This window comes from Streptomyces sp. NBC_00878, assembly GCF_026341515.1.
Classification (GTDB): Bacteria; Actinomycetota; Actinomycetes; order Streptomycetales; family Streptomycetaceae; genus Streptomyces.
Window position 1 is genome coordinate 9,725,509 of the sequence record NZ_JAPEOK010000001.1, and the last position, 26,431, is coordinate 9,751,939.

A 26,431-nucleotide genomic window follows, 5' to 3' on the forward strand; every position below is an offset into this window, starting at 1 on the left:
TCCCGGAGCCATGGGACACCTGGACCACGCCACCTTCGGCTGGCTGACCCCCGTGCTGTCGTACGTGATGGCCTGCATAGGCGCCGCCCTCGGGCTGCGCTGCACGGTCCGTGCGCTCGGTGCCTCGGGGCGGTCGCGCCGCAACTGGCTTCTCACCGCCGCCTCCGCCATCGGCACGGGCATCTGGACGATGCACTTCGTCGCGATGCTCGGCTTCAGCGCCAGCGGCACCGACATCCGCTACGACGTGCCACTCACCGTGCTCAGCCTGGTCGTCGCCATGGTCGTCGTCGGCGCGGGCGTGTTCGCCGTGGGGTACGGCCGCGACCGCGGTCGCGCGCTGGTTCTCGGCGGGCTCACCACCGGGCTCGGGGTGGCGAGCATGCACTACCTGGGCATGGCCGCGCTGCGGCTGCACGGCGCCGTCAGCTACGACCCGGTGCTCGTCGGGATCTCCGTCATGATCGCCGTGGTCGCGGCGACCGCGGCCCTGTGGGCGGCGCTGAACATCAAGTCGCCGATCGCCGTTGCCGTCGCTTCCCTCGTCATGGGCGGGGCGGTGAGCAGCATGCACTACACCGGGATGATCGCGGTCGGCGTGCGGGTCTCTCCTTCCGGCGAGGTTCTGCCCGGGGCCACGGCGATGCAGTTCATCTTCCCCCTCGCCGTGGGCCTCGGGTCCTATCTCTTCCTGACATCGGCGTTCGTCGCGCTCTCCCCGACGGCGGGAGAGCGCGAGGCCTCCGCCTCGGCCCAGCGGCCCGTCGAGAGCACCGCCCGCTAGTGGAGGACACGGACCGGCGACCCGGCGGGCGCGTTCCCCGAACCACTCCGAGCGAGGAGGCCATGCGTACACCCCGTAGGACCCCGACAAACGGCTCCCAGACCCCACCGAACCCGGTGCGGGGCCGCCGCGCGCATGCCGGACCGCCGGCCGATGAGGGCTCCGACCTGGAGGAATCCGTCGGCACCGCCGACAGTGACGCACCCACGCGCGCGGGAGGCTGGAGCCTGCGTCCCCGGACCGTGCGGGCGAAGATCATCTGCCTGCTGATGGTGCCCGTCGTCTCCCTGCTCGCCCTCTGGGCGTACGCCACCGTCACGACCGCCCAGGACGTCTCCCGGCTGCGGCAGTTGCAGCGCGTGGACTCCCAGGTGCGTGCCCCGGTCGCCGCGGCCGTCGCCGCGCTCCAGGAAGAACGCGCGGCGGCCGTCGGCTACGCGACCCAACCCGCCGCCGACCGGGAGAGCGACCTCAAGAAGCTGGCGGCACGCACCGACGTGGCCGTGGCGAAACTCCGGCTCGGGGACCACAGCACCGTCGCCGACAGCGAGGAACTGCCCTCCGGAGTGGCCGGGCGCCTCGAAACCTTCGTGACCGGAGCCGAACAGCTGCGCTCCCTGCGGACCGCCGTACTCGACCGAGGGGCCGACTGGCACGCGACGTACGAGCGGTACACCACGACCATCGCGACCGCCTTCTCGGTGGGCGGCGCCCTCACCGGCATCCAGGACGCGGAAATCGGCTCCGACGCGCGCGTGCTGCTCGAATTCTCACGGGCGGGTGAGGCCCTGGCGCAGGAGGACGCGGTACTCGCGGGCGCCCGGCTCGCCGGAACCCTCGACGGGCCGCGGCTCCGGATGTTCACCGGTGCTGTCGACACACGCAGGCTGCTCACCGAGTCGGCCGTCGCCGATCTACGTGGCCCCGAACGAGCCGCCTGGCGGGCCCTGGTGGAGGGGAGTGCGTACGCCGACGTCCATGGCGCCGAGAACAAGGTGCTCGTGACCGGGCCGGGCAGCAGGGCGCTGCACGCCGCGCCCGAGGAGGCCTGGAACGCGGCGCACACGCGCGTGCAGGACGACATGCGAACGATCGAAGCGGGCGCCGGCCGCGGTGTCGCGGACCGGGCCGACCCGCTCCGGCGCGGTCTGCTCTCGCCGGCCGGTGCCGCGGTCCTGCTGGGACTCGTCGCCGTGGCCGCGTCACTCGTCATCTCCGTACGCATCGGGCGTGGCCTCGTCATCGAGCTGGTGGGCCTGCGCAACAGCGCTCTGGAGATCGCCCGGCGCAAACTCCCGCACGCCATGCGGAGACTGCGTGCGGGGGAGGAGATCGACGTCCGTGCCGAGGCCCCGCCAGGACCCCCTGCGGAGGACGAAGCAGGACAGGTCGCGGAAGCCCTGACCACCGTGCACCGGGCCGCCCTGCACGCCGCGGTCGAGCGCGCCGAACTGGCCAGCGGCATCTCCGGAGTCTTCGTCAACCTCGCCCGCCGCAGCCAGGTTCTCGTCCACCGCCAACTGAGCCTGCTGGACACCATGGAGCGTCGCTCCGACGACCCGGACGAGCTGAGCGACCTCTTCCGCCTCGACCACCTCACCACCCGGATGCGACGCCACGCGGAGAGCTTGATCATCCTCTCCGGGGCCGCCCCCGGCCGGGCCTGGCGGATGCCGGTCTCCCTGACGAACGTGGTCCGTGCCGCCGTCTCCGAAGTCGAGGACTACGCGCGCGTGGAGGTACGACAACTCCCGGAGACCTCGGTCCTCGGAGCCGCGGTGGCGGACCTCACGCACCTCCTGGCCGAAATCGTCGAGAACGCCGCCCAGTTCTCACCACCCCACACCCGGGTGCGCATCACCGGGGAACCGGTCGGCAACGGCTACGCCGTGGAGGTCGAGGACCGGGGGCTCGGCATGGGCAAGGAGACACTCGCCGAGGCCAACCGCCGCATCGAGCAGTCCGAGGCACTCGACCTCTTCGACAGCGACCGACTCGGCCTCTTCGTGGTCAGCAGGCTCGCGGCCCGCCACGACATCAGGATTCACCTGCGGACCTCGCCCTACGGAGGCACCACCGCGGTTGTCCTGCTGCCCACGGCACTACTGCACACCGCCACGGAGGAACGTTCCGGTGGCCGCCGCACGGACACGGAACAGACCACGGAGCGTGCGTACGCGCGCGTGCCTGCCCCCGCCGCCCCTGCCCCTGCCCCGAAACGGGACTCCGTAACGGCAGTGAACGAGCGGCCCGCCCTGGTGCTCCCCATACCGATCGAGGCGGAAGCCTCGTCCGAAGTCACGCGCGAAGGCCATCCACCACCCGGTGTGACCGCGCTGCGCCTGCACCGTCCAGAGCAGCCACAGCCACCAGAGCAGCCACAGCCACCAGTGCAACCAGAGCGATCAGAACGATCAGGGGACGACACCGTGGAATCCGACGAACTCCCACGGCGCGTACGACAAGCCAGCATCGCCCCACAACTGCGCGAAGGACGTCCCGCAGAGCCCTCGCCAGCGGCGCCTCGCAAGGACGACGAGCGCACCCCCGAAGCGGTACGGGACCGCATGGCGGCCTACCGCGCGGGGTGGGCCCGCGGTGGCGGCCGTACACCCGGCCTCGGCATCACCCCCAACCTCGTAGCGGGCAGCGACAGCAGCGAAGGAGACCCCGCATGATCCAGGACCCGGGAATGGGGACCGCACAACGGTCCGGCGAACTCGACTGGCTGCTGGACGACTTGGTGCTGCGCGTGGCCGAGGTACGGCATGCCGTCGTGCTGTCCAACGACGGGCTCGCGGTAGGCGCGTCCAGTGACCTCAGGCGTGAGGACGCGGAGCATCTCGCCGCGGTCGCCTCCGGCTTCCACAGTCTGGCCAAGGGAGCAGGCCGTCACTTCGGCGCCGGCGGCGTACGCCAGACCATGGTGGAGATGGACGACGGCTTCCTGTTCGTGGCAGCTGCCGGAGACGGCTCCTGTCTCGCCGTTCTCAGCGCCGTGACCGCTGACATCGGCTTGGTCGCCTACGAGATGGCGCTCCTGGTCAAACGGGTGGGGGAGCACCTCTCCTCGGCGCCCCGTGCCGCCGCTCGCCCGCCCGCGGCCGGGTGACCGACGATGCCGGTGCACATGGCCGGGGACCGGACAGTCCCTCCCGAACAGCCGGGCAGCCAGTGGTACGACAAGGAGGCCGGGCCGCTCGTCCGCCCGTACGCGATGACGGGCGGACGCACCAGGTCCGGCCCGTACGGGGTGCGGTTCGACCTGATCGCGCTCGTCTCACTCGACACGGGGGCACCCGACGCCGACGACGACACCGGACTCGGCCCCGAACACAGAGCCCTCATCGAACTCTGCCGGATCGAGACCCAGTCGGTCGCCGAACTGGCCGCGGGCGCCGACCTGCTCGTGGGTGTGGTGCGCGTGCTCCTGGGCGACCTCCTGGCACGGGGCTGCGTCACGGTCAGTCGCCCGGTGCCGCCCGCGCAACTACCGGACGAGCACATCCTTCGCGAGGTCATCGACGGACTGAGGGCCCTGTAAATGATGGATCACGCCTCCTGCCGAACTGTCCCGCACCGTGTTCCGGGCTCTTCCGGGCATCGAACGCACGCGAGACCATCAGAACGGCCATTTGCTGTCAAATCACTCGAAGTGGAGCGGCAGTTGTCATGATGCTGACTCCGCACACATGTACTGATGTCGACCGTTGTCGGCACTCCCGAGAGAAGTGATCGATGGTCTCCGAACACTCCGACGCCGCGAGCGATGAGACAGCCGCCCTGGCGTTGAAGATTCTCGTCGCCGGTGGATTCGGCGTCGGCAAGACCACCTTGGTGGGCGCGGTCAGTGAGATCAGGCCGCTGCGCACCGAGGAACTGCTGAGCGAGGCGGGTCAGTCGGTGGACGACACCGACGGGGTGGACCACAAGGTCACGACGACGGTCGCCATGGACTTCGGCCGCATCACCATCAGGTCGGGCCTGTCGCTCTACCTGTTCGGCACGCCGGGCCAGGACCGATTCTGGTTCCTGTGGGACGAACTGGCCCAGGGAGCCCTCGGCGCCGTCGTCCTCGCCGACACCCGGCGGCTGGAGGACTGCTTCCCCGCGGTGGACTACTTCGAGCACCGGCACATCCCCTTCGTCGTGGCCGTCAACTGCTTCACGGGCGCGCGGACGTACGGCGCTCACGAAGTGTCAAACGCCCTCGACCTTGACCAAGGAACACCCGTGGTGCTCTGCGACGCCCGTGACCGCGACTCGGGGAAGGAGGTACTCATACGTCTCGTCGAGTACGCCGGGCGGATGCACACCGCCCGACTGCTCGACTCGGTCGGCTGACGCGAAGGAGTCTCGCTCAGCTGACGCGAGAAGCCTCGACCGGCCGATCGGCTGATACGAAGAACTCCGGCCGGCCCAGGGGAAGACTTCGGCCGCCTGACGCCAGGCTTCCGGATCGGCCGACGCCGGGCCCTCGCTCACCCGAGGTGCGTATCTGTTCAGTTCGCGACGTCGGCTTCCGCGAGAACCTTCTCGATCCTCACGCGTACGAGGAGTTCTCCGGGCACGCCGTTGCGGGCGCCGAACTCCTCGGCCCGCTCCTCGCCCATGTAGCGGCCGCCGATCCGCCCGGCCCACAGCCGGAGTTCGTCGAGGTCCTCCGAGATCCGGGCGCGCCCCTGCAGGACGACGTACGAGTACGGCGGACGGTCGTCGTCCACGCACAGGGCGACCCGACCGTCCCGGGCCAGATTTCGCCCCTTGACGGTGTTCTTCGACGTGTTGAAGACCAGGTCGTCCCCGTCGAGCAAGAACCAGATTGGTGCCACATGGGGGCTCCCATCGGCCCGAACGGTCGACAACTTGCCGGTGCGGGTCCCCTCCGAGACGAAAGCCCGCCATTGCTCATCGGTCATCTTGTGTGCCATGCCCCTATCCTCCTTGCCCGGACGGCGGTGGTGGGGAAGGCTGGTTGATCAGATCCTCCGGCCAGGGGGAGCCGCCCATCCACGGGGAGACGGATCATGGCTGAGAACCAGGGGCTTGGCTGGCTGCTGGATGAACTGACCCAGCGTGTCGAGCACGTACGGCACGCGCTGGTGTTGTCGAACGACGGGCTGGTGACCGGGGCGAGCGCGGGGCTCAGGCGGGAGGACGCCGAGCATCTCGCTGCCGTCTCCTCGGGCCTGCACAGCCTGGCCAAGGGGTCGGGCCGGCACTTCGGCGCGGGCCGGGTGCGCCAGACGATGATCGAGTTCGATGACGCCGTACTCTTCGTCACGGCGGCCGGCACCGGCAGCTGTCTGTGTGTGCTCAGCGCGGCGGAGGCCGACATCGGCCAGGTCGCGTACGAGATGACGCTGCTCGTCAACCGCGTCGGCGAACACCTCCACGTCGACGCCCGACAGCCGGAGCACTCATCCTCAATAGAGGTCTGACCTGCGAAGACGCCCCGCCGTCAGAGTTATCCACAGGCTCGGCGGGAGCTGCGGCAAACCGGCTACGGTTTTTCTCGAAGCAAGCGCACGCCAGTGCACACCGCTGCAACGGGGGAGAACCACCATGTCCGGCAACACCATCACGCAGTCCGTCACATCCAGCGCGAACGCCGCCGCGGTCGTAACGAACGCCACTGCCGTCAGCCTGAATCCGGCCGCCGCCACGGCGGCCCGGCCGTCACTCGCACAGAGCCGCGCGGCACGCGAGCTCGGGCTCAAACGGGGCGAGTTCGACCTCGCCGTACGACTCGGTCGCATCCGAACCGTCCCGGACGAAGGCGGCGGAGGCCGTCGTGTCGCCCGCGCGGAGATCGACCGGGTGATGTCCGAGGACGGTTTCCCGGAGGCGCTGAGGGAACGCGTCAAGGCGGTCGGTACCTCGGAGGGCGCGGCTCTCATGGGGGTGACCGCCGCCCGGTTCGCAAAGTTCGCACGCCTGGGCTTCGTCGTGCCCGTCAAATTCTACTTGAACCGCTACAGGGCCGTCGTCTGGCTGTATCTGGCCGAGGAACTACGGCAGTTCGCGGAGACCGAGGAGAACGCCCCGCTGTTGAACGGCCGTACGCCCGAAGGGCTGCGCGACCAACTGGACGCGGGCCTGGACCTGAGGGCCCGGAACTGGCGGGGGCGACACATGGGCTTCCTGCTGCGACAGAGCGAGGATCCTTGGGTCCGTGCCGCGGCAGTGGCTTCGCTGCTCGATTCCGCGCAGGTCGCGGAGATCGTCCCGGACCCCTACGAACGTGCCTACATGAACCGCTTCCGTCCGGAGCAGACCACGCACGGCGCGCCCGACTCACCCGCCGCCCACGTCGCCGCACGGATCATGACGGCGGAAGACCCGGACGAGATCAGCTGGCTCCGGTCGGACCTGGCCAATGCCCTGCGAGAGGCTCGCGAACAGCGGCGCGCGCCGCGACCGACACCCAAGCCCCAGACTCCGGTCGCGAATGGCGAACGAACGGGGCCGATCGGGGAGCGGCGACAATCTGCCGACGAGCGGCAGCCGAGCGAGGTGCGTCCACTGACCGAGGTGCGTCGGCCGAGCGAAGCGCGTCGGCCGACGGACGTACGGCAGCCGACAGGGGCGCGGCAACCGGCCGAGGTGCGACATGCGGCCGAGGTGCGACAGACGATCGACGAACCGGAACGGCCCCGACGCCTCCTAGGCTGGCTGCGCCGCAGAAACCCCTGACCGTCTGCGTCAGCCCCCGAGCTTGCGGAAGAGTCCCTCCTGGACGACGGAGACGAGCAGGCGTCCCTTCAGGTCGTAGATCCGGCCCCGCGCCAGCCCTCGGCCACCCGTCGCGATCGGCGACTCCTGGTCGTACAGGAACCACTCGTCGGCACGGAACGGCCGGTGGAACCACATCGCGTGGTCCAGGGACGCCATGTCGAAACCGCGCTGGCCCCAAAGGGGTTCCACCGGGATGCGGACGGCGTCCAGGAGGGTCATGTCGCTCGCATAGGTGAGCGCGCAGGTGTGGACCAACGGGTCGTCGCCCAGGGGACCGACGGCACGCATCCATACGGCGCTGCGCGGTTCGGCGTGCTCGATCTCCTCGTGGGTCCAGCGGAGCCGGTCCGCGTAGCGGATGTCGAAGGGCTGACGCCTGGCCATGCGCTCCAACGTCTCGGGGAGCGCGCCCAGATGCTCCTTGATCTCCTCAGCGACGGTCGGGAGCGACTCAGGATCGGGGACCTCACGGGCCGGCGGCAGCTGGTGCTCGAAGCTCCCTTGCTCAGGCTTGTGAAAGGAGGCGGTCAGATTGAAGATCGTGCGGCCCTGCTGCACGGCGGTGACACGACGCGTGGTGAACGACCGCCCGTCGCGGACCCGTTCGACCTGGTACACGATCGGCACCCCCGGCCTGCCCGGGCGCAGGAAGTACGCGTGCAGGGAGTGCACGGGGCGTTCGCCGTCCGTGGTGCGGCCGGCGGCGACCAGGGCCTGGCCGGCGACCTGCCCGCCGAAGACCCGCTGCAGGGATTCCTGCGGGCTGCGGCCACGGAAGATGTTGACCTCGATCTGCTCCAGGTCGAGCAGGTCGACGAGCCGTTCCGCTGGGTTTGTCATGTGTCGCGTTCTCCTGTGCTCACAGCTGGCCGACGTCGGTGACCTTGACGATCGCGCGGCCCTCCGCGTCCGAGGCCGCGAGGTCGACCTCCGCGCTGATACCCCAGTCATGATCGCCGTTCGGGTCGGCGAAGGCCTGCCGCACGCGCCACAGGCCGTTCTGCGGCTCCTCCTCGATGAGCAGCAGCTTGGGGCCGCGCGCGTCCGGGCCCGTACCGAGGTCGTCGTACTCGTCCCAGTACTTGTCCATCGCCTCGCCCCAGGCGTCGGCGTCCCAGCCGGACTCGCCGTCCATCTCGCCGAGTTCCCCGACCTGGTCGAGGGCCGCGAGTTCGACGCGACGGAACATGGCGTTGCGGACGAGGACCCGGAAGGCACGAGCGTTGGCGGTGACCGGTTTGACCTGGTCCGCCTTCTCCTGGGCCTCCTCGGCCGTCATCTCCTCGGGGTTGGCCAGCTGCTCCCACTCGTCGAGGAGGCTGGAGTCGACCTGACGCACCATCTCGCCGAGCCAGGCGATCAGGTCCTCCAGGTCCTCCGACTTCAGGTCGTCCGGGACGGTGTGGTCGAGAGCCTTGTAGGCACTTGCCAGGTACCGGAGCACAATGCCCTCGGTGCGGGCAAGCTCGTAGTAGGACACGAACTCCGTGAAGGACATGGCACGTTCGTACATGTCGCGGATGACGGACTTCGGGGAGAGAGGATGGTCGCCCACCCACGGATGGCTCTTGCGGTAGGTGTTGTACGCGTGGAAGAGCAGCTCTTCCAGCGGCTTGGGGTACACCACGTCCTGGAGCCGCTCCATGCGGTCCTCGTACTCGACGCCGTCCGCCTTCATCGCCGCGACGGCCTCGCCGCGGGCCTTGTTCTGCTGGGCGGCGAGGATCTGCCGCGGGTCGTCCAGCGTGGACTCCACGACGGACACCATGTCCAGGGCGTACGAAGGGGACTCGGGATCCAGGAGTTCGAACGCGGCGAGCGCGAAGGTCGACAGCGGCTGGTTGAGGGCGAAGTCCTGCTGCAGGTCGACGGTGAGGCGCACGATGCGTCCCTCGGCGTCCGGCTCGTCGAGCTTCTCCACGATTCCGCCGTCGAGGAGCGAGCGGTAGATGGCGATCGCCCGCCTGATGTGCCGCAGTTGCTGCTTACGCGGCTCGTGGTTGTCCTCCAGCAGATGCCGCATCGCGGCGAAGGCGTTGCCGGGCCGGGCGATCACCGACAGGAGCATCGTGTGCGTGACCCGGAAGCGCGAGGTCAGCGGCTCCGGGTCGGACGAGATCAGTTTCGCGAACGTGTTCTCCGTCCAGGCGACGAAGCCTTCCGGCGCCTTTTTGCGCACCACTTTGCGACGCTTCTTCGGATCGTCGCCCGCCTTGGCGAGGGCCTTCTCGTTCTCCACGACATGCTCCGGAGCCTGCGCCACGACGAAGCCCGCTGTGTCGAAGCCCGCGCGCCCGGCACGGCCCGCGATCTGGTGGAACTCCCGCGCGCGCAGCGTCCGCACCCGGGTGCCGTCGTACTTCGTCAGCGCCGTGAACAGCACGGTGCGGATGGGCACGTTGACGCCGACACCGAGGGTGTCGGTGCCGCAGATGACCTTCAGCAGACCGGCCTGCGCCAGCTTCTCCACCAGGCGCCGGTACTTGGGCAGCATGCCGGCGTGGTGCACACCGATGCCGTGACGTACATAACGGGAGAGATTGCGGCCGAACTTGGTGGTGAAGCGGAAGTTGCCGATCAGCTCGGCGATCTGGTCCTTCTCCTCGCGCGTGCACATGTTGATGCTCATCAGCGCCTGCGCCCGCTCCACGGCCTGGGCCTGTGTGAAGTGCACGATGTAGACGGGCGCCTGCTTGGTTTCGAGGAGCTCGGTGAGCGTCTCCGTGAGCGGTGTCAGCTTGTACTCGTAGGAGAGGGGCACGGGCCGGGTCGCCGAGCGGACGACCGAGGTGGGACGGCCGGTCCGCCGGGTCAGATCCGTCTCGAACATCGCGACGTCGCCGAGCGTCGCCGACATCAGGATGAACTGGGCCTGCGGCAGTTCGAGGATCGGGATCTGCCAGGCCCAGCCGCGGTCGGCCTCGGCGTAAAAGTGGAACTCGTCCATCACGACCTGGCCCACGTCGGCCCGCTTGCCGTCGCGCAGCGCGATGGACGCGAGGACCTCGGCGGTGCAGCAGATGACAGGGGCGTCGGCGTTCACGGACGCGTCGCCGGTCAGCATGCCGACGTTCTCGGTGCCGAACATCTTGCACAGCTCGAAGAACTTCTCCGAGACGAGCGCCTTGATCGGCGCCGTGTAGAAGGTGACCTCGTCCCGGGCGAGCGCCGCGAAGTGCGCACCCGCGGCGATCATGCTCTTGCCGGAACCGGTGGGCGTCGACACGATCACGTTCGCACCCGAAACCACCTCGATCAGCGCCTCCTCCTGGTGGGGGTAGAGCGTGAGACCGCGTTCCCCGGCCCACGACTCGAAGGCTTCGTAGAGGGCGTCGGGATCTGCGGTCTGCGGCAGCTGATCGATAAGGGTCACGCCCCCATCTTGCCTGTGAACGCCCTTGAGAGGGGAATCGGATGCGGGCCCGAAGATCGCGAACGTTACGCTGTGGCGCCGACGGAGCGTCAGCGCGCCTGGGCAACTGGTTGTCAGTACAAGTGGAATGGGGCGGGGCACGGCGATGATGGGACCAGCACACTCACTGTCGGGAGCGGCGGCCTGGCTGGGCGTCGGAGCCGCGGCCGCCGCCGCGGGATACACGATGCCCTGGCCGGTCCTCCTGGTCGGCGCACTGATCTGCGCGGGCGCGGCACTCGCCCCGGACCTGGATCACCAGGCGGCGACCATCTCGCGGGCCTTCGGACCCGTCTCGCGAGGGCTGTGCGAGATCGTCGACAAGCTTTCCTACGCCGTCTACAAGGGGACGAAGAAGGCGGGCGACCCGCGTCGCTCCGGCGGGCACCGCACTCTGACGCACACCTGGTTGTGGGCGGTGCTGATCGGCGCCGGGGCCTCGGTCGTCGCGATCACCGGGGGCCGCTGGGGGGTCCTGGCACTTCTCTTCGTGCACATAGTGCTCGCCATCGAGGGGCTGCTCTGGCGGGCGACGCGTGGCTCCAGTGCCGACATCCTCGTGTGGCTGCTGGCCGCGACGAGTGCCTGGATCCTCGCGGGAATACTGGACAAGCCGGGCAACGGCGCCGACTGGCTGTTCACGGCGCCGGGCCAGGAGTACCTGTGGCTCGGGCTGCCGGTCCTCCTCGGTGCGCTGGTGCACGACATCGGGGACGCGTTGACGGTATCGGGTTGTCCGATCCTGTGGCCGATCCCGATCGGCCGCAAGCGCTGGTACCCGATCGGACCGCCCAAGGCGTTGCGGTTCCGGGCGGGCAGCTGGGTCGAGCTGAAGGTCCTGATGCCGGCGTTCATGGTGCTCGGCGGAGTGGGGTGTGCGGCCGCGCTCAACTTCATCTGAGCGACCGCGACCGCTGGGCAGGCGCCGCCCTCCCGCGGCCTGGCGCCGCCCTCCCAGGGCCTGGTGCCGAGCTCCGACGGCTTGGCGCCGCGCTCCCGCGGCCTGGTGCCGAGCTCCCGCTGCTTGGCGACGGCCTCCCACGGCTTGATGCTGCTGTCAGCCGACCTGATGCCACAGCCAGTCGGTCGGACGCCGCCGTCGTTCGGCTGCGGCCGGGCGCCGTCACCAGTGGGCCAGATGCCGTTGCCGATCGGCCGGGCGCCCCCGCCAATCGGCCAGGTGCCCCCGCCGATCGGCCGGGCCTCACCACTCATCGGCCAGGCGTCGCCGCCTCCCGTCGCCAAGAGAATCGCGCCGTGGCAGGTTCAGGCCGTGTCGCCCCCGCCCGGCGTCCGGTCCTGGCTCCCCTTGCCGTACCGCTTCTCGAATTGGGCGACCCGGCCCTCGGTGTCCACGGTCCGGGCCTTGCCCGTGTAGAAGGGATGGCTCTCGGAGGAGATCTCCACGTCCACTACGGGGTACGTCTCGCCGTCGTCCCAGTCGATCGTCCGGTCGCTGGTAGCGGTGGACCGGGTGAGGAAGGCGTATCCGGCGGCGCGGTCACGGAAGACCACGGGGTGGTAATCGGGCTGCTTGTCCTGCTGCATGACTGCTCCTTGCCTGGGGAGTGCGGGGAGTGGGTGCGGGGACAGGGCGGGGCAGGCGGCGGGATCGGCCCCGTCAGCCGTACGGGCCGTCCTCGTCGACGATGTGCATGGCGGCCTCTTCCGCCGAGGCCGCGGCGCCGTCGATGCCCACGTCGGTGGCGATCAGACCGCTCTCCTCGTCCTCGTGCGCGCCTTCGTTCGGCGCCACGAGACGGCCGGAGCGGAGGTCGCCCACCTCGTTGTCCAAGGGTTCCCCGTCCGAGTCCGGGCAGTCTCCGATGCCGTCACCGTCGGGTGCCTCGATGTCCGGAAGCTCCTCCGCGAGGCGTTCGTCCAGGGTCTCGCCGTGACGCCGTTCGGCAGCGGTCACGTCGTTGCGCTCCACCGCCCACGGTCGCTCCGGCGGTGACCAGCCCCGGTCCAGAGGATCGCTCACGCCGTCGGATTCCAGGGTGTCCTCGGCGTCGAGCAGCCCCGCGTCGTCCTGAACCTCGGATCCGTCGGGCTGGTAGACGTCGTCTCCCCAACCGTCGGCGCTGTCCACAGGTACCTCCAGGTGGTGCGGGCCGGCCTGCTGTCACCGTGTTCGGCGGCGGGAGCGCGGGCCACTCGGCCCAGGACTCGCCCGTACGGAACATGCGGAACCAGGCGGTTCCCGGGCGTTCCCCGAACCGGTGCCGACATCCAGCCTTCCACCCCTCTTCGACACCGCGCAACGGCACGGAGCACGGCGGTGGGCTCCGGCCCTCCCACCAGCGACGGGTGCGGGCCGGAGCCGGGGGCACGCGACAGCACGCCCCCGACCGGCTCACGCGCGGACAGCGAACGGGTCCCGGCCGGCCCGAACCGAGGCCGACCGAGGGCAGCGCTCGCTCACCCGTGCCAGGACCGCCACAGCGCCGCGTACGCGCCGTCCGCGGCGACCAGCTGATCATGGCTACCGAGTTCGCTGATGCGGCCGTTCTCGACGACGGCGATGACGTCCGCGTCGTGGGCGGTGTGCAGCCGGTGGGCGATGGCGACCACGGTGCGGCCGTCGAGGACGCGGGACAGGGAGCGCTCCAGATGCCGGGCCGCGCGCGGGTCGAGGAGCGAGGTGGCCTCGTCCAGGACGAGCGTGTGCGGGTCGGCGAGCACCAGCCGGGCGAGCGCGATCTGCTGGGCCTGGGCCGGAGTGAGAGCGACCCCGCCAGAGCCGACCTCGGTGTCCAGACCCTCGTCCAGCGCCCGCGCCCAGCCGTCGGCGTCGACCGCGCCGAGGGCGGCCCACAGTTCGGCGTCGTCGGCGTCCGTGCGGGCGAGGAGCAGGTTGTCGCGCAGGGCGCCCACGAACACGTGGTGTTCCTGGTTGACCAGGGCCACGTGGGAGCGGACCCGTTCGGCGGACATCCGGGACAGTTCGGCGCCGCCGAGCGTGATCCGGCCGGCCCGGGGTGCGTAGATCCCGGCGAGCAGCCTGCCCAGCGTGGACTTGCCCGCGCCGGACGGGCCGACCAGGGCCAGCCGGGTGCCCGGCGCGACCTCCAGAGAGACCTTGCGCAGCACGTCGACGCCGGCGCGGTAGCCGAAGTGCACCTGGTCGGCGTGCACGTCACGCCCGTCGGGAGCCAGCGACCCGTCGCCCGCGTCCGGCTCGATGTCGCGGACGCCGACCAGCCGGGCCAGCGAGACCTGGGCCACCTGAAGCTCGTCGTACCAGCGCAGGATCAGACCCACCGGGTCGACGAGCATCTGCGCGATCAGGGCGCCAGTCGTCAGCTGGCCCACCCCGATCCAGCCCTGGATGACGAAGTACCCACCGATCATCAGGACCGAGCCGAGAACCGTGACGTGGGTGAGGTTGATGACCGGGAAGAGCACCGAGCGCAACCACAGGGTGTACCGCTCCCAGGCGGTCCACTCCTGGACCCGCCGGTCCGACAGCTTGATGCGGCGCTCGCTCAGGCGGTGCGCCTCGATGGTGCGGCCCGCGTCCACCGTCTCCGAGAGCACGGCGGCCACCGCGGCGTAACCGGCGGCCTCGGAGCGGTAGCCGGACGGCGCGCGCTTGAAGTACCAGCGGCAGCCCACCACCAGGATCGGGACGGCGACCAGCACGGCGGGCGCGAGCGGCGGCGCGGTCACGGCGAGACCGCCGAGCAGCAGCGCCACCCAGACCACACCGATGGCCAGCTGCGGCACCGCCTCGCGCATGGCGTTGGCCAGCCGGTCGATGTCCGTGGTGATCCGGGACAGCAGATCGCCCGTCCCGGCCCGCTCCAGGACGCCCGGCGGCAGCCCCACCGACCGTACGAGGAAGTCCTCGCGCAGGTCGGCCAGCATCCGCTCGCCGAGTATGGCGCCCCGCAGCCGCACCTGGCGTACGAACACGGCCTGGACCACCAGGGCGAGGACGAACAGCGCGGCGGTGCGCTCCATATGGAGTTCGCGTGCCGCCGCCGTGCCGTCGGAGACGCGCTGGACGAGCGACCCCAGCAGATAGGGGCCCACCATCGAGGTGACGACAGCGACCGTGTTGACGGTGATGAGCAGGAGGAAGGCACGGCGGTGCCGTTGGAACAGTTCGGCCACGTAGGCGCGTACGGTCGCGGGGGCGCCGACGGGCAGGGTCTCTGCGGTCGTCGGGGCCGCCGGATCGTAGGCCGGTGGCGCCACGCCGATCATGCGGTCTCCTCGATTTCTTCCAGTTCTGGCAGGTGGCCGAGTTCGTGGGCGGCGGCCTCGTCGTCGGTCTCACGGGTCACCACGGCCCGGTACCGGGGCTCGCTGTGCAGCAGCTCGCGGTGTATGCCGACCGCCGCGACCTCGTCCTCGTGGACGAGCACGACCCGGTCCGCGTGGTCGAGGAGCAGCGGTGACGAGGTGAACACCACCGTCGTGCGGCCGTGGCGCAGGGACCGGATGCCGTCGGCGACGCGTGCCTCGGTGTGCGAGTCGACCGCGGACGTCGGTTCGTCCAGGACGAGCACCTCCGGGTCCGTGATCAGCGACCGGGCCAGCGCGAGCCGCTGGCGCTGGCCGCCCGACAGGGAGCGGCCGCGTTCGGTGATCCGGGCGTCCATCGGGTCGTCGGCGTCCAGCGACCCCTGGGCGAGCGCGTCCAGGACGTCGCCGCACTGCGCGGCGGCCAGTGCCTTCTCGGGACTGACCTCCCCCGAGGCGGGCACGTCGAGCAGCTCGCGCAGGGTGCCGGAGAGCAGAACCGGGTCCTTGTCCTGGACGAGGACGGCACTGCGGGCCGAGTCGAGCGGCAGCTCGTCCAGCGGCACGCCGCCGACCAGCGCCGACGGCAGCTCCGAGGAGTCCGCCGCGTGACCGCCGAGCCGCTCCGCCAGCGCACCCGCCGCGTCCGGGTCACCGCACACCACGGCGGTGAGCCGCCCCGCGGGCGCGAGCAGCCCGGTCGCGGGGTCGTACAGGTCCCCGGCCGGTACGACGGCCTCGCGCGACCCCTCGCCGTCCGTCGCCCGCTCCAGCGACAGCACCCGGGCGGCGCGTTTCGCGGACGGCCGGGAGAAGGAGTAGGCCATGGCGATCTCCTCGAAGTGACGGAGCGGATAGGTGAGCAGCATGACGGCGCTGTACACGGTGACCAGTTCACCGACGGTGATCCGGCCGTCCCGGGCCAGGTTCACGCCGTGCCAGACGACGACGATCAGCAGCAGTCCGGGCAGCAGTACCTGGATCGCGGAGATCAGTGCCCACATACGGGCGCTGCGCACGGCCGCGTGCCGGACCTCCTGCGAGGCACGGCGGTACCGGTCGAGGAACAGCTCCTCGCCGCCGATGCCGCGCAGCACGCGCAGCCCCGCGACGGTGTCCGAGGCGAGTTCCGTGGCGCGGCCCGCCTTCTCGCGCTGGCAGTCGGCACGCCGGGTCGCCCGGGGAAGCAGCGGCAGCACCGCGAGCGCCAGCACGGGCATGCCCACGGCGACGACGATGCCGAGCGCCGGCTGGTAGACGACCAGGGCGACACAGACGAACACGATCGTCACCGCCGCCGCGGTGAACCGCGATACGGCCTCGACGAACCAGCCGATCTTCTCCACGTCGCCGGTCGAGACCGCGACGACCTCACCGGCCGCCACGCGCCGCGTCAGCGCGGAGCCCAGCAGGGCGGTCCTGCGCGCCAGGAGCTGCTGGACGCGCGCGGCCGCTGTGATCCAGTTGGTGACCGCGACCCGGTGGAGCATGGTGTCGCCCAGCGCGATACCGACCCCGCACAGCGCGAGCAGCCCGCCCGCCAGGCCGAGCCGCGCACCGGAGCGGTCCACGACGGCCTGGACGGCGAAGCCCACACAGAAGGGCAGCCCGGACACGGACATGAAGTGCAGCAGACCCCAGGCCAGGGCCTTCACCTGTCCGCCGAGCTGATTCCGGCCGAGCCACACCAGGAACCGGGGACCCGAGCGTGCGTCCGGCACACCCGGGTCGGGATACGGAAGGTCTTGAATCTGCATGACGTCCCAGGGGCTCGTAGAAGGGGGTGGGGGAGGCAACAAACCGTGAAAGGTTCGCGTCACAGCGTGTCCGCAGGCAAACGGTTTTCCGCCGCGAGGCAAAGATTCGGCCCGGACCATCCGCATATGGGCCGGAAGCCGAGGGGCCGGACACAATAGTCCGGATCGTGGTGCGACGATGGATCGATGCGAATAGGCGGTGCGATGCGCACGACGGCCACGGCCGCGGTGTCCGGTGCCCTTCTGATGTCCCTGGCGGCCTGCGGCGGTTCCGGCGGCGGGAGCGGGAAGAAGGGCGACGGGCGGACGGACGACCCCGACCGGCCCGAGCAGGCGCGCACCGTCGACCTCAAGCGCATCCCCGGCGTCGGGGACACCCTGCGCAAGCAGATTCCCGCCGACTCCCGCCAGGTCGTGGCCGTCTACGGAGAGGGCGAGGACTCGGCGGACTCCACGATCGTCCTGTACACCAAGTCCGGCTCCACCTGGGACAAGACCCGCAGCTGGAAGGGCCACAACGGCAAGAAGGGCTGGACGACCAACCACCGGGAGAACGACAAACGCAGCCCCGTCGGGGTGTTCACGCTCAGCGACGCGGGCGGAGTACTCGCCGACCCCGGCGCCAAACTCCCGTACACCGAGTCCGCGGGCTTCCAGGCCCCGCACTACTGGGCCAAGTCGCACTGGAATGACTTCGACTACGTCATCGCCATCGACTACAACCGCGTCAAGGGCACCTCGCCCAACGACCCGGCCCGCCCCCAGGGCCAGTCCAAGGGCGGCAGTATCTGGCTGCACATGGACCACGGCAGCGGTACGTCGGCCTGCGTGAGCCTGCCCAAGTCCGGCATGGAGTACCTGCTGCGCACCCTCGACCCGGGCCGGCACCCGGTCGTAGTGATGGGCGACAAGGCGAACCTCAAAGCCGCCTGACCGCCCGTCACCGGCCACCACGCGCCCTCAGTAGTAGTGGCGAAGGGACGGCCACAACCGCGACCAAGGCTCCGTCGTCCCCGAGCACAACACCACGGCCGCGCCCTGCTCCTCGTTCTCCACCCCGTGCCCGTTGTCCACGCGTGCGACCCGACGGCAGCCGGTGAAGTACCGCTCGATGCCGTCCGCGTCCTCCTGCCGGACGAGGAGCACCGGTCCGTCGGCCGAGTCCGGCGGCGGGCCCCAGTCGGCGTAGCTCATATGGCCGGAGTAGGGCCGAGGCAGCCCGCGCGCGGGGCCGTAGCGGTCGAGGGCGCCCGCCTCGCCGTAGTTCTGCGTGAAGACCACGGCACGCGCCCGCTCACCCACGGGAATCGCTGACCAGCCCCTCGCGGTCGCGTCGGCCAGCGCGGGCCAACCCACCTGCTCGCCCTGCTCCTTGTTGAGCGCCATCGGCACGGCGAGTGAGTTCTTCGGCAGCACCGGGAGGGTGACCATCGCGTTGATCGCGACGGTCACGAGCACGGCCACCACGGGCCACGTACGGCCGTGCTGCCGCGTCCAGGCCAGAGCAGGCTCACAGCCCGCCGCGAGCAGCACGATCAGCAGCGGCACGACGTAGTACCCCTTGCCGCCCAGCGCCACGACCAGCACGCACAGCAGGGGGTACGCGACCGCTGCCGGACGAGCCCACCGCAGGGCCGGATCGCGCCAGAGCCGCAGCCAGCCCGCGACCCACACCGGCACGAACAGCGGGGACAGATAGATGAGTTGCTCGGGCACGAACAGGATCCGGTTCTCGGTTCCGTCGTCCGTGCCGATCCCCTCCGCGACCGTCAGTTGCGGCCAGCCGTGATCGGCCTGCCACCACAGGTTGGGCGCCGCCACCACGAGGGCGACGGCCACGCCGGCGAGCAGCCACGGGCTGCGCAGCACCCGCCGCGGACCCACGGCGAGTACGGCCGCCAGCAGCGCGACGACCAGGAGTGCCACGAGGTATTTGTTCAGCAGCCCGACCCCGACGCACAGGCCGATCGCAAGCCACCACCGCCCGTCGCCGGTGCGCAGCAGTCGCAGCACCAACCAGCAGATCAACAGCCAGGCCAGCAGGTCGAAGGTCGCGGTCGACACCATGTGCCCGACGGCCAACGGCTGCCCGGACACGCCCGCGAGCCCCGCCGCGACCACCTGTGTCCGCCGGTCGCCACCCAACTCCCGTGCGACGAGGGCGACCACGAGGACGGCGGCGACGAAGACGAGCGTCGCCGGGACCCGCAGCCCGACGGGGGAGTCCCCGAACAGCGTGGTGGCCGCCCGCGCGAGGAGCGGCGTCAGCGGCGGCTGGTCGACGTACCCCCAGGCCGGGCGATCGCCCGCCGCGAGGAAGTACAACTCGTCCCGGTGGTACCCGTATCGGCCGGACAGGATGGTGAGTACGGCGGCGAGGACTGCCGCCAGGACCGACACGGGACCGAGGGCGAAACGGGGTAACTCGCGCGGTGCGTCGTCCCGTTCCCGATCCATCGCGCCCCCTCGCCAATCGGTGCCACCACCGTACTGACGGTGTCCGCGTACTGACAGTGCCCGTTCGCATCAGGACCCGAGGACTCATTGCGGGCCGGGCCAACTCCCCGTAGAACACCGCTCATGAGAAGACAGATCATCATGTCCATGCTCGCCGGGGCGACCCTCGTGGCGAGCACCCTCCTCGGAGCGGCCCCCGCGCAATCGGCCGACGCGCCTGCCGAGTTCGGCACCGACTGGCACGACCCGGTCACCGTCGCCCCGCCGGTCACCCGACCGGACACCACGTCCTGCGAAGTCACCGTCGCCGAGGCCCGGTTCAAGGACTTTACGCCGTACAAGGGCACGTACACGCCCCCGAGCGGCTGCGGCGACCGCTGGAGCAAGGTCGTCCTGCGCCTCGACGGCAAGGTCAAGGGGCGGCAGTTCGACCGGCTCGGCTATCTGCACATCGGCGGAGTCGAGGTCCTCCGTACGTCCACCCCGCAGCCCTCGCCCGACGGCATCGAGTGGTCGGTGGAGAAGGACGTCACGCGCTACAGCGACACGTTCCGGGCAGGCCAAGGCGTCGAGATGCTCATCGGCAACGTCGTCGACGACACCTACACGGGCATCATCGACGTCAAAGTCACGCTCACCTTCTACGCGGCCGAGCCCGCCGCCACTCTCCACGCGGGCGAGCCCACCGCCAAGACGACCCCCGACCGCGTCCTCACCCTCCAGGACGGCACCCTCACCACACCCCGCAACAGTGAACGCATCGTCGCCGAGGTATACGCCACAGGGTCGGGCGGCGGCTGCGAGGAGTACTGGTATCTGACGGTGCCCGACGCCGCGCCGTACTCCTGCAAGGCCGGCGACGGCCCCTACCGCGAGGTGCAGATCAAGGTCGACGGCCGACTCGCGGGCATCGCGGCCCCGTTCCCGACCGTGTGGACCGGCGGCTGGTCCAACCCCTTCCTCTGGTACGTGATCCCGGGCCCGCGCGCCTTCGACATCAAGCCCGTCGAGTACGACCTGACACCGTTCGCGGGGCTGCTCAACGACGGCCGTCCGCACCGGATCGACGTCTCCGTAGTGGGCGTTCCCGAGGGGCAGAGCGGCTGGAGCACCCCGGTGAACGTCCTCGTCTGGCAGGACGCGAAGAGCGAGCACGTCACCGGGAAGCTCACCGCGCACAGGGCGGGAGACCTCGACAACTCCTCGACGTACACACCGGGTTCGGAGCACCGTCTGGACACCGTGGCCGGGCACCGGCTGACTGTGGCCGGGTACGTCGACACCTCGCACGGCCGCGTGAAGACCACCGTCGACCGCAGGCTGGCCAACACCTCCGTGCACCGCTGGACCAACGGCGAGAACACGGACGCGCTGAAGGGCACCTGGACCGACGACGAGACCGTCACCGTGGCCGGGCGCGGGCCCGCCAAGTCGGCCCGGACGCACCGCACCTACACCATGGACGGCACCACTGCCCTCGGCGCGGGCGACCGGCTGCGGACCGTGCTGTCGCTGGGGGACCGGGCCGCCGTCGTGGAGACGCGGGGCGGTCGGCGCACGGCGTGGTCCCGGCTCGACGACAGCTACGCGGGCGATGCCACGTATACGGCGAACGTGCCGCGCGACCAGCGTCACGCGGTCGGCACGACCAGCGAGCGCTACCGGCTGTACGGACCGGGCGGCTGTTACGACCGGAACCTGGTGACCGTGCAGGGGACGCTCACCGAGGACCGTAAGGGCTGCTGAATGTTCCGGTGTGGGGCGTGACACATCTTTCGATGATTTACACACCTGTCACGTTGAGGCCAACGGCGGTAGCAAACTCCCCCGATAGTGATCACCGCGGAATCCGCTTTCCGTATCCCAGAAGTCCCCCTGGAGGAGTGCCCGTGCCGCCGTCTGTACCGTCCCCGCCGCGACGCGTCGCACGCATACTGCGTACCTCACTGTTCGCGCAGGTCGCCTGCGCGCTCGTACTCGGAATCGTCGTCGGAAGGTTGTGGCCGGACACGGCCACGACCTTCCAGCCGCTCGGCGACGGCTTCGTGCGCCTCATCAAGACGGTGATCTCACCGCTCGTCTTCTGCGTGGTCGTCGTCGGCATCGCCAAGGCCGGCAACCTGAAGGCCTTCGGGCGGATCGGGCTCAAGGCCCTGATCTGGTTCGAGATCGCCTCCACGGCCGCGCTGCTCATCGGCCTGATCGCCGCCAACGTCTTCGCCCCCGGGTCGGGCATGAACGTCGACCCGTCGAAGCTCGACGCCTCGGCGGTCGACGACAAGACCGCCGGCGGTGCGTTGCCGTCTACCACCGAGTTCATCCTCAACGCGTTGCCGCAGAGCGCGGTCGGTGCCTTCGCCGAGAACTCGCTGCTGCAGGTCCTGGTGCTGGCCTGTCTGACGGGCGCCGCGCTGCTCCACCTCGGCCGCACCAAGGTGCCCGCGATCCTGCCGGCCATCGAGCAGGTCCAGGAGATCATCTTCGCGATCGTCGGCTTCGTCATGAAGCTCGCGCCGCTCGCCGTCTTCGGCGCGATGGTCCACCTGGTGGGGGAGTACGGCCTCGGGGTCATGAAGACGTACGGCAAGCTCATCATCCTCTGCTACGCCGTGGCGGCAGTCTTCCTCGTGCTCCTCGGGGTCGCGTTGAAGCTGGTCACCGGGCTCAGCCTGTGGAAGTTCGTCCGCTATTCGCGTGCGGAGTTGCTGCTCGCGCTCGGCACCGCGTCCAGCGAGACGGTCATGCCCCGCATGATGCAGAAGCTCCGTCAGGCGGGTGCCCGTGACGACGCGGTGGGTCTGGTGCTGCCGACGGGGTACTCCTTCAACCTCGACGGCGCCTCGATCTACCTCTCCATCGGCACGCTGTTCATCGCGCAGGCCGTGGGTGTCGACCTCAGCCTGAGCCAGCAGATCACCGTGATCCTGGTGCTCATGCTGACCAGCAAGGGCATGGCAGGCATCCCGGGTTCGGCCTTCCTCGCACTGTCGGCGACCGCCTCCTCGCTCGGCGCCATCCCCGCCGGGGCCGTTGCCCTGCTGCTCGGCGTCGACCGCATCATGGACTCGATGCGCGTCGTCACCAACCTCCTCGGCAACTGCGTCGCCGTCTTCGCCGTCTCCCGCTGGGAGGGCGCCCTGGACATGGACCGGGCGAAGAAGATGCTCGACGGCGAGATCGCGTTCGTGGAGGAGGACGTGGAGGAGGACGTGGAGCAGGACGGGAGCAAGCCCAAGACGGACGTGCCCGCTCAGACAGCGCGTGCGGATGCGCCGGGCAAGGGCGAGGAGTCCGCAGGAACGGCGGAGGAACCCGCCGAGGCCAAGGCCACGGCCTCGTTGGCCAAGGGGTCCGCAGGCGGGGCGAGTTGAGAGCGGGGCCCGGCGCACCCGCTCGACGCCGGGCCCCACGCCCTCATCCCGTAGGACTGGCCGCCCGGAAGACTGGCCCTCGTAGCTCCTGCCCCTGAGACTTCTCTCAACGCAGCAGCTCCTGCCCCCCCGTCCGGACCGAGCGCGGGACCGAACGTCGGGAGTAGCCCTCGGGGTTCTCGCCAGGTCCGGTGTCGCGTTCTCGTTGTGCTCCGGACCTTGGTCTTTGGACTTTCGGTTACGTACGTGACCGGGCGGAGCCCAGCGTGCGCGGACCGGCGCCCGCGCGGTCGGCGCCGACCAGGTCCGCAAGGCGGAGCGGAGTGTGCTTCGGCCCGGTCCGCGGAAAGAGTGGGCCTTCCTCGCCCCTCGGCGCCGCCCTCGGTCAGCAGTCGCGCTTCGGATCGTCGGCCACGGCCGTTCCGTCCATCAGCGTGTTCAGGAGCCCCCCGAGCACCTTGCGCTGGTCGTCCGTCAGTGGTGCCAGGATGTCCTCCGCCGCGGTGCGCCGCGCGGAGCGCAGCTCGCGGAGGGCCACGCGGCCGTCGTCCGTCAGCTCTATGCGGATCACCCGGCGGTTGGTGGGGTCCGGTACGCGACGCACCTTTCCGCTCGCCTCCAGACCGTCGACCAGTGTCGTCACGGCCCGGGGCACCACCTCCAGCCGCTCGGCCAGGTCGGCCATGCGCGGCGGCGAACCATAGTGCGCGAGGGTGCGCAGCAGCCGGGACTGGGCCGGAGTGATGCCGAGCCCGCGCTTCTCCAGATGACGCTTCTGGATGCGGTGCACTCGGCGCGTCAGCCGCAGCAACTGCTCGGCGAGCAGGCCGTCGGCGTCGGGGGTGTCCATGACGGGAACAATATCAGGACCACGTTCATTGTGAGTATAGGTAACAATGAGCTATGCTCCGTCAGTCATCATTCTCTCGCCATCCGTAGGAGCCCATGCCCCGCGACGAAATCACCTGGACACCGCCACCCGCCAAGGACGGACAGCCCCGGCAGGTGCGCCGCATTCTCAAGCTCTTCCGTCCCTACCGCGGCCGACTGGCCGTCGTCGGCCTCCTCGTCGGCGCCGCGTCCCTGGTCTCGGTCGCCACGCCCTTCCTGCTCAAGGAGATCCTCGACACCGCCATCCCGCAGGGCCGCACCGGCCTGCTGAGCCTGCTCGCGCTCGGCATGATCCTGAGTGCCGTGCTCGGCGGTGTCTTCGGTGTCCTGCAGACCCTCATCTCCACCACGGTCGGCCAGCGCGTCATGCACGACCTGCGGACCGCCGTGTATGGCCGCCTGCAGCGCATGTCGCTCGCCTTCTTCACCAGGACGCGCACGGGCGAGGTCCAGTCCCGCATCGCGAACGACATCGGTGGAATGCAGGCGACGGTCACGTCCACCGCCACCTCGCTCGTCTCCAACCTGACCGGTGTCGTCGCCACGATCGTCGCGATGGTCGCCCTGGACTGGCGGCTGACCGTCGTCTCGCTGCTCCTGCTGCCGGTGTTCGTGTGGATCAGCCGCCGCGTCGGCAATGAACGCAAGAAGATCACCACCGAGCGCCAGAAGCAGATGGCCGCCATGGCCGCCACCGTCACCGAGTCGCTTTCCGTCAGCGGCATCCTGCTCGGCCGCACGATGGGCCGCTCCGACTCGCTCACCCGCTCCTTCGCCGACGAGTCCGAGAGCCTCGTCGACCTGGAGGTCCGGTCGAACATGGCGGGCCGCTGGCGGATGGCCGTCATCGGGATCGTCATGGCCGCCATGCCGGCCGTTATTTATTGGGCAGCGGGTGTAGCGCTCCAATTCGGCGGCCCCGCCGTCTCCCTCGGCACGCTCGTCGCCTTCGTCTCGCTCCAGCAGGGCCTGTTCCGGCCGACCGTCAGCCTGCTGTCCACCGGCGTTCAGATCCAGACGTCGCTCGCCCTGTTCCAGCGCATCTTCGAGTACCTCGACCTGCCCATCGACATCACCGAGCCCGAGGAGCCGGTCCATCTCGACCAGGTCAAGGGAGAGGTGCGCTTCGAGGACGTGGAATTCCGCTACGACGACAAGAGCGGCCCGATTCTCGACGCCATCGACATCACCGTGCCCGCCGGCGGCAGCCTCGCCGTCGTCGGCTCGACCGGTGCGGGCAAGTCCACGCTCAGCTATCTGGTGCCGCGTCTGTACGACGTCACGGGCGGGCGCGTCACGCTCGACGGGGTGGACGTGCGCGACCTGGACTTCGACACCCTCGCCCGCGGGATCGGCGTCGTCTCCCAGGAGACATACCTCTTCCACGCCACGGTCGCCGACAACCTGCGGTTCGCCAAGCCGGACGCCACCGACGAGGAGCTGTACGAGGCGGCGAGAGCCGCGCAGATCCACGACCACATCGCGTCGCTGCCCGACGGGTACGACACGATGGTGGGCGAGCGCGGACACCGCTTCTCCGGCGGCGAGAAGCAGCGCCTGGCCATCGCCCGCACGATCCTGCGGGATCCGCCGGTCCTGATCCTCGACGAGGCGACCAGCGCCCTGGACACCCGCACCGAGCTCGCCGTGCAGAAGGCGATCGACGCCCTGTCGGCCAACCGGACCACGCTCACCATCGCGCACCGCCTGTCCACCATTCGGGGCGCCGACCAGATCGTGGTCCTCGACGGTGGCCGCACGGCGGAACGAGGCACGCACGAGGAGCTGTTGGCGCGCGGGGGCCGTTACGCCGCGCTGGTCCACAGGGACGCCCAACTGGAGCCAACAAGATGACGATATGCCGAAATTATGACGTTATGCGGGTTACCGTGCCCGCATGCAGATCTATTCGCCGCCCAGTCGGCCACGGAGAACGATTCGACTGACGAGCCGGGGCCGGACCGCCCTCATCGCGACCGGCGCCGTCGTGGCGGCCGCCGCCGTGGTGGTGCCGCTGCTGAGCACGGACGAGAAGAAGCAGCCCGTGTCCCTGGTGATTCCGGAGGGCTGGCGCTCCGGCCAGGTGTACGAGGCCGTCGACAAGGTCCTCGCCCTGCCCGGGGGCACCACCAAGAAGTCCCTGGACAAGGCGAACCTCAAGCTGCCGAACGACGCGAGCGGTAACCCCGAGGGATATCTCTTCCCGGCCACGTATCCGATCGACAAGAAGTCGACCCCGGTGTCCCTGCTGACGTACATGGTCGACACGGCGAACAAGAAGTTCGGCGGCGGGACGGTCACGGCAGGCGCCGAGCGGAACGCGATGAACGTCTATCAGACCGTCACCGTCGCGAGCGTCGTCCAGGCCGAGTCGGCCACCAAGGCGGACATGGGCAAGGTGGCCCGGGTCATCTACAACCGCCTCGACCGGGGCATGCCCCTGCAGATGGACTCCACCATCAACTACGCGCTGAACCGCAACAAGCTCCGCACCAGCGAGAACGACACGCGGCTCAACAGCCCGTACAACACGTACGTGCGGATGGGGCTGCCGCCCACGCCCGTCGCCAACCCCGGCGCGGAGGCGATGCGGGCCGCGGTCGCTCCGCCGCGGGGCGACTGGTTGTACTTCGTCACCGTCAAGCCCGGCGACACACGTTTCACCGCCAACTACGAGGAGCACCGGAGGAACGTCGCGGAGTTCAACCGCACCCGCTCCAGCCAGAGAGCGTCGGCGAAGTCCGGCTGAGCACACCTTCAGAGGCGCGGG

Annotated in this window: 22 protein-coding genes; 13 read left to right on the plus strand and 9 right to left on the minus strand. The window is 70.0% G+C overall.

Annotated elements, in window-relative coordinates:
* The first annotated feature begins 10 nt into the window (after nucleotides 1-10).
* The 5 genes from OHA11_RS42305 to OHA11_RS42325 all read left to right on the plus strand — a co-directional run bounded on the left by OHA11_RS42305 (nucleotide 11) and on the right by OHA11_RS42325 (nucleotide 5,128).
* On the plus strand, nucleotides 11-784 hold the full coding sequence (locus tag OHA11_RS42305; protein ID WP_266506021.1) for an MHYT domain-containing protein: 774 nt from the start codon (nucleotides 11-13) through the stop codon (nucleotides 782-784).
* Nucleotides 785-846: 62 nt separating this feature from the next.
* The gene (locus OHA11_RS42310; RefSeq protein ID WP_266506024.1) at nucleotides 847-3,462 is read left to right on the plus strand and encodes a nitrate- and nitrite sensing domain-containing protein; all 2,616 of its coding nucleotides are present in this window, start codon (nucleotides 847-849) and stop codon (nucleotides 3,460-3,462) included.
* The gene (locus OHA11_RS42315) at nucleotides 3,459-3,896 is read left to right on the plus strand and encodes a roadblock/LC7 domain-containing protein (protein WP_266506027.1); all 438 of its coding nucleotides are present in this window, start codon (nucleotides 3,459-3,461) and stop codon (nucleotides 3,894-3,896) included. The genes OHA11_RS42310 and OHA11_RS42315 overlap by 4 nt, the downstream gene beginning before the upstream one ends.
* 18 nt (nucleotides 3,897-3,914) lie before the next feature.
* Nucleotides 3,915-4,328, plus strand: a complete 414-nt coding sequence (locus tag OHA11_RS42320) for a DUF742 domain-containing protein (RefSeq protein WP_266507814.1) — start codon at nucleotides 3,915-3,917, stop codon at nucleotides 4,326-4,328.
* A 194-nt stretch (nucleotides 4,329-4,522) separates the two neighbouring features.
* Nucleotides 4,523-5,128, plus strand: a complete 606-nt coding sequence (locus OHA11_RS42325; RefSeq protein WP_266506030.1) for an ATP/GTP-binding protein — start codon at nucleotides 4,523-4,525, stop codon at nucleotides 5,126-5,128.
* A gap of 158 nt (nucleotides 5,129-5,286) precedes the next feature.
* Here the strand turns inward: OHA11_RS42325 and OHA11_RS42330 are convergent, their stop codons facing one another.
* Nucleotides 5,287-5,715, minus strand: a complete 429-nt coding sequence (locus OHA11_RS42330; protein WP_266506032.1) for a PPOX class F420-dependent oxidoreductase — start codon at nucleotides 5,713-5,715, stop codon at nucleotides 5,287-5,289.
* A 96-nt stretch (nucleotides 5,716-5,811) separates the two neighbouring features.
* Here OHA11_RS42330 and OHA11_RS42335 point away from each other — a divergent pair, with 96 nt between their 5' ends.
* Nucleotides 5,812-6,225, plus strand: a complete 414-nt coding sequence (locus OHA11_RS42335; protein WP_266506035.1) for a roadblock/LC7 domain-containing protein — start codon at nucleotides 5,812-5,814, stop codon at nucleotides 6,223-6,225.
* A 124-nt stretch (nucleotides 6,226-6,349) separates the two neighbouring features.
* The gene (locus OHA11_RS42340) at nucleotides 6,350-7,480 is read left to right on the plus strand and encodes a DUF6397 family protein (protein ID WP_266506038.1); all 1,131 of its coding nucleotides are present in this window, start codon (nucleotides 6,350-6,352) and stop codon (nucleotides 7,478-7,480) included.
* Between the two features lie 9 nt (nucleotides 7,481-7,489).
* On the opposite strand, the gene OHA11_RS42345 is transcribed toward OHA11_RS42340, so the two are convergent.
* Nucleotides 7,490-8,362 carry an acyl-CoA thioesterase II gene (locus OHA11_RS42345; protein WP_266506040.1) on the minus strand — a complete coding sequence of 291 codons (873 nt, stop codon included), beginning with the start codon at nucleotides 8,360-8,362 and terminating at the stop codon, nucleotides 7,490-7,492.
* 19 nt (nucleotides 8,363-8,381) lie between these two features.
* Nucleotides 8,382-10,895, minus strand: a complete 2,514-nt coding sequence (locus OHA11_RS42350) for an RNA helicase (protein ID WP_266506043.1) — start codon at nucleotides 10,893-10,895, stop codon at nucleotides 8,382-8,384.
* Nucleotides 10,896-11,040: 145 nt separating this feature from the next.
* On the opposite strand from OHA11_RS42350, the gene OHA11_RS42355 reads away from it, so the two are divergent.
* On the plus strand, nucleotides 11,041-11,835 hold the full coding sequence (locus OHA11_RS42355; protein WP_266506046.1) for a metal-dependent hydrolase: 795 nt from the start codon (nucleotides 11,041-11,043) through the stop codon (nucleotides 11,833-11,835).
* Between the two features lie 365 nt (nucleotides 11,836-12,200).
* Here the strand turns inward: OHA11_RS42355 and OHA11_RS42360 are convergent, their stop codons facing one another.
* The 4 genes from OHA11_RS42360 to OHA11_RS42375 all read right to left on the minus strand — a co-directional run bounded on the left by OHA11_RS42360 (nucleotide 12,201) and on the right by OHA11_RS42375 (nucleotide 16,942).
* On the minus strand, nucleotides 12,201-12,482 hold the full coding sequence (locus OHA11_RS42360; protein WP_266506049.1) for a type B 50S ribosomal protein L31: 282 nt from the start codon (nucleotides 12,480-12,482) through the stop codon (nucleotides 12,201-12,203).
* 73 nt (nucleotides 12,483-12,555) lie between these two features.
* A complete protein-coding gene (locus OHA11_RS42365) occupies nucleotides 12,556-13,026 on the minus strand; it encodes a DUF5709 domain-containing protein (protein ID WP_266506052.1) in 471 nt (156 codons plus the stop codon).
* A 329-nt stretch (nucleotides 13,027-13,355) separates the two neighbouring features.
* Entirely contained in the window at nucleotides 13,356-15,146 is a 1,791-nt protein-coding gene (locus OHA11_RS42370) for an ABC transporter ATP-binding protein (RefSeq protein ID WP_266506055.1), read from the minus strand.
* Entirely contained in the window at nucleotides 15,143-16,942 is a 1,800-nt protein-coding gene (locus OHA11_RS42375) for an ABC transporter ATP-binding protein (protein ID WP_266506058.1), read from the minus strand. Before OHA11_RS42375 ends, OHA11_RS42370 begins: the two co-directional genes overlap by 4 nt.
* Before the next feature lie 204 nt (nucleotides 16,943-17,146).
* On the opposite strand from OHA11_RS42375, the gene OHA11_RS42380 reads away from it, so the two are divergent.
* Nucleotides 17,147-17,875, plus strand: a complete 729-nt coding sequence (locus tag OHA11_RS42380) for a L,D-transpeptidase family protein (RefSeq protein WP_266506061.1) — start codon at nucleotides 17,147-17,149, stop codon at nucleotides 17,873-17,875.
* 27 nt (nucleotides 17,876-17,902) lie between these two features.
* On the opposite strand, the gene OHA11_RS42385 is transcribed toward OHA11_RS42380, so the two are convergent.
* Nucleotides 17,903-19,399: a glycosyltransferase family 39 protein gene (locus OHA11_RS42385; RefSeq protein ID WP_266506064.1), complete on the minus strand. Its 1,497-nt coding sequence runs from the start codon at nucleotides 19,397-19,399 to the stop codon at nucleotides 17,903-17,905.
* A 123-nt stretch (nucleotides 19,400-19,522) separates the two neighbouring features.
* Between OHA11_RS42385 and OHA11_RS42390 the strand changes: the two genes are divergently transcribed.
* Entirely contained in the window at nucleotides 19,523-21,145 is a 1,623-nt protein-coding gene (locus OHA11_RS42390; RefSeq protein WP_266506067.1) for a peptide-N4-asparagine amidase, read from the plus strand.
* Nucleotides 21,146-21,288: 143 nt separating this feature from the next.
* Nucleotides 21,289-22,770: a cation:dicarboxylase symporter family transporter gene (locus tag OHA11_RS42395; RefSeq protein ID WP_266506070.1), complete on the plus strand. Its 1,482-nt coding sequence runs from the start codon at nucleotides 21,289-21,291 to the stop codon at nucleotides 22,768-22,770.
* 385 nt (nucleotides 22,771-23,155) lie between these two features.
* On the opposite strand, the gene OHA11_RS42400 is transcribed toward OHA11_RS42395, so the two are convergent.
* Nucleotides 23,156-23,620 carry a MarR family winged helix-turn-helix transcriptional regulator gene (locus tag OHA11_RS42400; protein ID WP_266506073.1) on the minus strand — a complete coding sequence of 155 codons (465 nt, stop codon included), beginning with the start codon at nucleotides 23,618-23,620 and terminating at the stop codon, nucleotides 23,156-23,158.
* A gap of 95 nt (nucleotides 23,621-23,715) precedes the next feature.
* Here OHA11_RS42400 and OHA11_RS42405 point away from each other — a divergent pair, with 95 nt between their 5' ends.
* On the plus strand, nucleotides 23,716-25,515 hold the full coding sequence (locus OHA11_RS42405; RefSeq protein WP_266506075.1) for an ABC transporter ATP-binding protein: 1,800 nt from the start codon (nucleotides 23,716-23,718) through the stop codon (nucleotides 25,513-25,515).
* 43 nt (nucleotides 25,516-25,558) lie between these two features.
* Nucleotides 25,559-26,410: an endolytic transglycosylase MltG gene (gene mltG / locus OHA11_RS42410; RefSeq protein WP_266506078.1), complete on the plus strand. Its 852-nt coding sequence runs from the start codon at nucleotides 25,559-25,561 to the stop codon at nucleotides 26,408-26,410.
* Nucleotides 26,411-26,431: the final 21 nt, after the last annotated feature.

Bases quoted from the DNA above. Each gene is read 5' to 3' on its own strand.
- OHA11_RS42305 (WP_266506021.1), top strand. From the start codon at position 11: ATGGGACACCTGGACCACGCCACCTTCGGCTGGCTGACCCCCGTGCTG.
- OHA11_RS42310 (WP_266506024.1), top strand. From the start codon at position 847: ATGCGTACACCCCGTAGGACCCCGACAAACGGCTCCCAGACCCCACCG.
- OHA11_RS42315 (WP_266506027.1), top strand. From the start codon at position 3,459: ATGATCCAGGACCCGGGAATGGGGACCGCACAACGGTCCGGCGAACTC.
- OHA11_RS42320 (WP_266507814.1), top strand. From the start codon at position 3,915: ATGGCCGGGGACCGGACAGTCCCTCCCGAACAGCCGGGCAGCCAGTGG.
- OHA11_RS42325 (WP_266506030.1), top strand. From the start codon at position 4,523: ATGGTCTCCGAACACTCCGACGCCGCGAGCGATGAGACAGCCGCCCTG.
- OHA11_RS42330 (WP_266506032.1), bottom strand. From the start codon at position 5,715: ATGGCACACAAGATGACCGATGAGCAATGGCGGGCTTTCGTCTCGGAG.
- OHA11_RS42335 (WP_266506035.1), top strand. From the start codon at position 5,812: ATGGCTGAGAACCAGGGGCTTGGCTGGCTGCTGGATGAACTGACCCAG.
- OHA11_RS42340 (WP_266506038.1), top strand. From the start codon at position 6,350: ATGTCCGGCAACACCATCACGCAGTCCGTCACATCCAGCGCGAACGCC.
- OHA11_RS42345 (WP_266506040.1), bottom strand. From the start codon at position 8,362: ATGACAAACCCAGCGGAACGGCTCGTCGACCTGCTCGACCTGGAGCAG.
- OHA11_RS42355 (WP_266506046.1), top strand. From the start codon at position 11,041: ATGATGGGACCAGCACACTCACTGTCGGGAGCGGCGGCCTGGCTGGGC.
- OHA11_RS42360 (WP_266506049.1), bottom strand. From the start codon at position 12,482: ATGCAGCAGGACAAGCAGCCCGATTACCACCCCGTGGTCTTCCGTGAC.
- OHA11_RS42370 (WP_266506055.1), bottom strand. From the start codon at position 15,146: ATGATCGGCGTGGCGCCACCGGCCTACGATCCGGCGGCCCCGACGACC.
- OHA11_RS42375 (WP_266506058.1), bottom strand. From the start codon at position 16,942: ATGCAGATTCAAGACCTTCCGTATCCCGACCCGGGTGTGCCGGACGCA.
- OHA11_RS42380 (WP_266506061.1), top strand. From the start codon at position 17,147: ATGCGCACGACGGCCACGGCCGCGGTGTCCGGTGCCCTTCTGATGTCC.
- OHA11_RS42385 (WP_266506064.1), bottom strand. From the start codon at position 19,399: ATGGATCGGGAACGGGACGACGCACCGCGCGAGTTACCCCGTTTCGCC.
- OHA11_RS42390 (WP_266506067.1), top strand. From the start codon at position 19,523: ATGAGAAGACAGATCATCATGTCCATGCTCGCCGGGGCGACCCTCGTG.
- OHA11_RS42400 (WP_266506073.1), bottom strand. From the start codon at position 23,620: ATGGACACCCCCGACGCCGACGGCCTGCTCGCCGAGCAGTTGCTGCGG.
- OHA11_RS42405 (WP_266506075.1), top strand. From the start codon at position 23,716: ATGCCCCGCGACGAAATCACCTGGACACCGCCACCCGCCAAGGACGGA.
- mltG (WP_266506078.1), top strand. From the start codon at position 25,559: ATGCAGATCTATTCGCCGCCCAGTCGGCCACGGAGAACGATTCGACTG.